Raw genomic sequence first — 4,369 nt, 5'->3', positions numbered from 1 at the left:
GTCTGCGCCACGACAGGGCGGCGGCCAGCAGTGCCGTGCCGGCCCCCGCCGCCGCCGCGGCCGACATGCCGTGGACGAACGCCGCGCCGGTCTCCCGGACCAGGAAGGACCCGGCGCCCGTGTCCGGCCGGACGGCCCCGGTCAGCAGGTCCCAGTCGCTCCGGCCGCCGAGCAGGGCCTGCGCGGCCGGAAGGTCCCGGAGCCGGTCCTCGACGCGGGCGGTGAAGGCGGTGGCCAGGACCGAGCCGAGCACGGCGACCCCGAGGGTGGAGCCGACCTGCCGGGTGGCGTCGTTGAGGGCGGAACCCAGGCCGGACCTCGCCGGGGGCACCGCGGTCAGCACCAGCTCCGTCGCCACCGGTGCCACCAGCCCGCTGCCCACCCCGATCAGCGCCTCGAAGGCCAGGACGTGGGCGTACCCCGAGCCGGTGCCGAGCCGGGCCATGACGGCGAACCCGCCCGCGACCAGCACCAGCCCGGCCGACACCGGTACGCGTGCGCCGAAGCGCCGGAGCAGCGCGGGCGCGAGGGCGGCGCCCGCCGTCAGGGCGAGCGACAGCGGAATCGTCCGTACGCCCGCTTCCCAGGGGCTGTGCCCGCGTACCTGCTGGAGGTAGAGCGTGAGGACGAACATGGCGCCCATGCCGCAGAACGACGTCGCCGCGAGCGCGGTGCAGGCCGGCGCCATCGGGCCCCGCCGGAAGAGGGCGGGCGGCACCATCGGCGCGGCCGTGCGCAGTTCCCTGGCGGCGAAGAGGCCCAGCAGCAGGGCCGCGGCCGCGAACGCCGCCAGCACCGCCGTACTGGTCCAGCCCCGGCCGGGGGCTTCGATGACGGCCCACACCAGGGCCAGGAGTCCGGCGCACGACAGGACGGCGCCCTGCCGGTCGAGTCGGCCCGGCCGCGGGTCGCGGGACTCGGGCACCACCCGCAGGGCCGCGGCGGCCAGCGCCAGGGCGAGCGGGACGTTGATCCAGAACGCGGCCCGCCAGGTGGCGTGCTCCACCAGCCAGCCCCCGGCCAGCGGGCCGGCCAGCGCGCCGACGCCCGCGACGGCCGCCCACAGCGAGATCGCGCGCCGCCGGTCGGCTTCGTCGGAGAAGACGTGGACGATCGTCGCCAGCGTCGCCGGCATGAACAGCGCGGCGCCCAGACCCAGGCAGCAGCGTGCGACGACGACCTGCTCCACCGCGCCGGCCCGTGCGCCGAGCACCGACGCGAGCGCGCACAGGACCAGTCCGGCGACGAACGCGCGCCGCCGGCCGTAGGTGTCGCCCAGCGTGCCGGTGGCCAGGACGCAGCCGCCCAGGGCCAGCGCGTAACCGTCGACGATCCACTGCGTCTGGGCCATCGTGGGGCCCAGGTCCTCCTGGAGCGCCGGGATCGCGACGTTCAGCACGGTGAAGTCCAGCCCCAGCAGGAACAGGGCGGAGCACACCACGGCGGTGCTCGCCCATGCCCGCCGCCGGGAGAACGCGCCCGTGTCCCGCGCGGCGGGGAGGCCGTTTCGCGGAGCGGGCCGCTCCGTGCCGGGGCCGGTCTCCCCGGTCACCCGGACACCGGAGCGTCCGGGGCGGGGGTGCGTTCCTCGTCGCCGCGGCGCTGCCGGGCCGCCAGGGCCTGGGCGCGGCGTTCGGTGAATCGCGCGGCTCGGACGTCGAGCCGCTGGAGGTGGCCGGCCAGGGCCTCGCGGGCCTGTTCGCCCCGGGCACCGAGCCCTTCGACGTCGAAGATCCCGAGGCTGCGCAGGAGCGGGACGAGGACGTCGTCGTGGTGGATGCGCGGGTCGTACACGCCCGCGACGGCGATCTGCGCCGCCATCGGGGCGAACCCCGGCATGGCGTGGCCCGGCATCCGGAACGAGCGCACGTTCTCCTCCAGGGCCACCACGACCTCGTCCGGGGTGAGGGTGAGGGCGGCGCGCAGCACCTCGCGGTAGAAGACCATGTGCAGGTTCTCGTCCTGCGCGATGCGCGCCATCAGCCGCTCGCACACCGGATCACCGCTGAAGCGGCCGGTGTTGCGGTGACTGATCCGGGTGGCGAGTTCCTGCAGCGCCACGTACGCGATGCCGCTCAGGCACCCGGTGGCCGGTGATGCGAAGCCGGTGCTCAGCTGGGCCATCCGGGCCCGCTCCAGTGCGACGGGGTCCACGGCCCGGGTCGTGTGGAGGTAGCCGCGGATCGAGGAGGCGTGCCGGTCCTCCTCGGCGGTCCACCGGTTCAGCCATTCCCCCCACGCCCCGTCGCGGGTCGAGTTCACCGCCAGCGCGTGGTAGTAGCCGGGCAGGTTGTCCTCGGTCAGGAGATTCACGACCAGCGCGGCACGCGCCGCCGGGGACAGCCGGGACTGCTCCTCCCGCCAGGGATCGCCGTCCAGCGGGCCGTCGAAGTCCCGGCCGGCGCTCCACGGCACGTACTGGTGGGGGAACCACTCCCGGGCCGCGGTGACATGACGGTCCAGCAGCCGGGCCGCGACCGGCTCCAGTTCCGCGATCAGGGCCGCGTCGTCCCGATTCGGTCTGTTCACGAGGCGAGATCGTCGCGCGCCCGCGGGCGACGGGGCAAATCCCTTTTCACCCGTATGGGCCTATTCGTTCGGCCGTCCGTTTACACCGGGGAAGAGGTCCGGGCAAGCAGGGCGCTGACGTCGTACGACTCCGAGGCCGACGGGGTGTTCCGGGGGACGGGCACGTCGAAGTCCGAGAGGTTCACCACCGCGTCGGCGCCTTCACCGCCCCGCAGGGTGAGCCGCACCGGGTACGGCTTGCCGGTGGCCGCCACGTCCACGGTGAGCGTCGTGTCGCCGCGCATCCGGGTCAGCGGCACGACGGGGGTGTCGCCGAGGGTGGTCTTCTCGCCCTTGTTGAGGGTGCCGCTGTCGTCGTTCGCGTTGTCGCTGACCAGCTTCTGCACCGTGTCGAGGTCGCACGTCTTCGTCAGGCCGCGCAGCCGGGGGCTGTCGGCGGGCGCCTTCAGGTAGCGGTCGCCGACGATGGCCGCGAAGGCCGACCCGCCGTTCGGCACCTGGTTCTTCCAGAAGTCGGCGTCCGGCTTGAGCCACACGTCGTCACCGCGCTTGACGATCAGCACCGAACCCCGGCTCTCGCCCAGGTCCACCGACCCCTTGCAGTTGCCGTGCCGGTCCAGGGTGAGATCGAGCGACATGGGCTTGCCGCCCCGGCCGAGATCGCCGCGCGAGGTCACGTGCACCGACCGCGCCTCCAGCAGCGCGTCGCGCGAGCGGTCGGCGATCTGCTGGGCGGTCAGATGGTCGATGTCCTCCGCGTGGGCCACGCCGCCGAGCACGCCGGTGCCGGCCGCCCCCATCAGGAGCGCCGCGGCCCACACGGCCGGGCGCCGCCGGCCCGATTGCGGAGAGCGGCCCGAAGATGTCCGAGGGCTGCCCAAAGGTGAACCGGTCACGTCGCCTCCTCGGAGCGAAGGATCGTGGGGGACTGCCGGGTGACTGCGGTCCGGTCCCGTCGAGCGTACGCCGGGGGAGTGAACGCCGCCCGTTCGGCGCCGTGACCCCCGTCCCGCCCCCCCCCGTACGCCGGACACGCGGCGTGACGTTTTACGGCGCCACCGGGTTGGGCAGGCCACGGGCGGTCCGCTCCAGGTCCCGCCCGTGCCGGAGCCGTACGCGACCGCACCGGGCCCGCCCCGGCGGACACGGAAGGTCACCACCGAAAGGGCACCCCCATGAAGAAGACTCCGTCCCCGATCCGCCGCGCCGCGCTGCGCGCCACCGCCGTCACCGGCCTGACCGCCGTGCTCGCCGTCGCGGGCGGCCTCGCCACCGCCGCCCCGGCCGCGGCGACCCCGCCCGGGCTGTCCTGCGACACGGGCAAGCACGCCGTCGACGACTACACCGGCTACGCGCTCTGCCGGAACAACGGATCGAGCACGCAGACCTTCTGGGTGCATCTGGTCTGCGGCTGGTCGCCGGACGTGGACGGCGACCACGTCACCCTCGCCCCCGGCCAGTCCGGCCAGTCCACCGCGCACTGCGCCGGGCTCGGCACCGGCATCGGCGAGATCACCGTCCGGCCGTAGGACCCGGTGTCGCACGCACGGTTGAGGGCGGCGCGCCCACTCGTTACCCTCCAGTAAGTCCGTGCGTGCGGACGGGTGCGCCCGCGCACCTGACGGTCCGAGGAGGCGCCGCCCATGTCCTCAGCCCCCATCACCCGAACGGCCGAAGACCCGGCGCCGGACCCGCGCCGCACCGCCACCCCGGACGCCGCCTCCGACGCCTTCCCGCGCGGCCTCGCCGACAGCGCCCGGGACCTCGCGGACGGCCGGACCACCTCCACCGCCCTCGTCACCGCCGCCCTGGCCCGGATCGAGGCGAGCCGGAGCGGCCT

Annotated in this window: 4 protein-coding genes and 1 pseudogene; 2 read left to right on the top strand and 3 right to left on the bottom strand. The window is 75.0% G+C overall.

Features of this window, described 5'->3' with window-relative positions; translation table 11 throughout:
* The 3 genes from MHW47_RS32605 to MHW47_RS32595 all read right to left on the bottom strand — a co-directional run.
* On the bottom strand, window positions 1-1,552 hold a 1,552-nt coding region (locus tag MHW47_RS32605), incomplete at its 3' end, for an MFS transporter (protein WP_239227456.1).
* Complete coding sequence (locus MHW47_RS32600) at window positions 1,549-2,529, bottom strand: acyl-ACP desaturase (protein ID WP_239227455.1); 981 nt, start codon at window positions 2,527-2,529, stop codon at window positions 1,549-1,551. The genes MHW47_RS32600 and MHW47_RS32605, both read right to left, overlap by 4 nt.
* An 80-nt stretch (window positions 2,530-2,609) precedes the next feature.
* Window positions 2,610-3,425 (bottom strand): hypothetical protein, encoded by an 816-nt coding sequence (locus MHW47_RS32595; protein WP_374230188.1) that lies wholly within the window; start codon window positions 3,423-3,425, stop codon window positions 2,610-2,612.
* Window positions 3,426-3,704: 279 nt separating this feature from the next.
* On the opposite strand from MHW47_RS32595, the gene MHW47_RS32590 reads away from it, so the two are divergent.
* Window positions 3,705-4,058 carry a hypothetical protein gene (locus MHW47_RS32590; RefSeq protein WP_239227454.1) on the top strand — a complete coding sequence of 118 codons (354 nt, stop codon included), beginning with the start codon at window positions 3,705-3,707 and terminating at the stop codon, window positions 4,056-4,058.
* Window positions 4,059-4,172: 114 nt separating this feature from the next.
* Window positions 4,173-4,369: pseudogene (locus MHW47_RS32585) on the top strand (amidase); the annotation flags it as partial.

The sequence above is a fragment of the Streptomyces sp. OfavH-34-F genome (genome assembly GCF_022347745.1).
Taxonomy (GTDB): Bacteria; Actinomycetota; Actinomycetes; order Streptomycetales; family Streptomycetaceae; genus Streptomyces.
The sequence above is the reverse complement of the archived record's forward strand: the minus strand, read 5'-3'. Positions and strand labels throughout refer to the sequence as shown.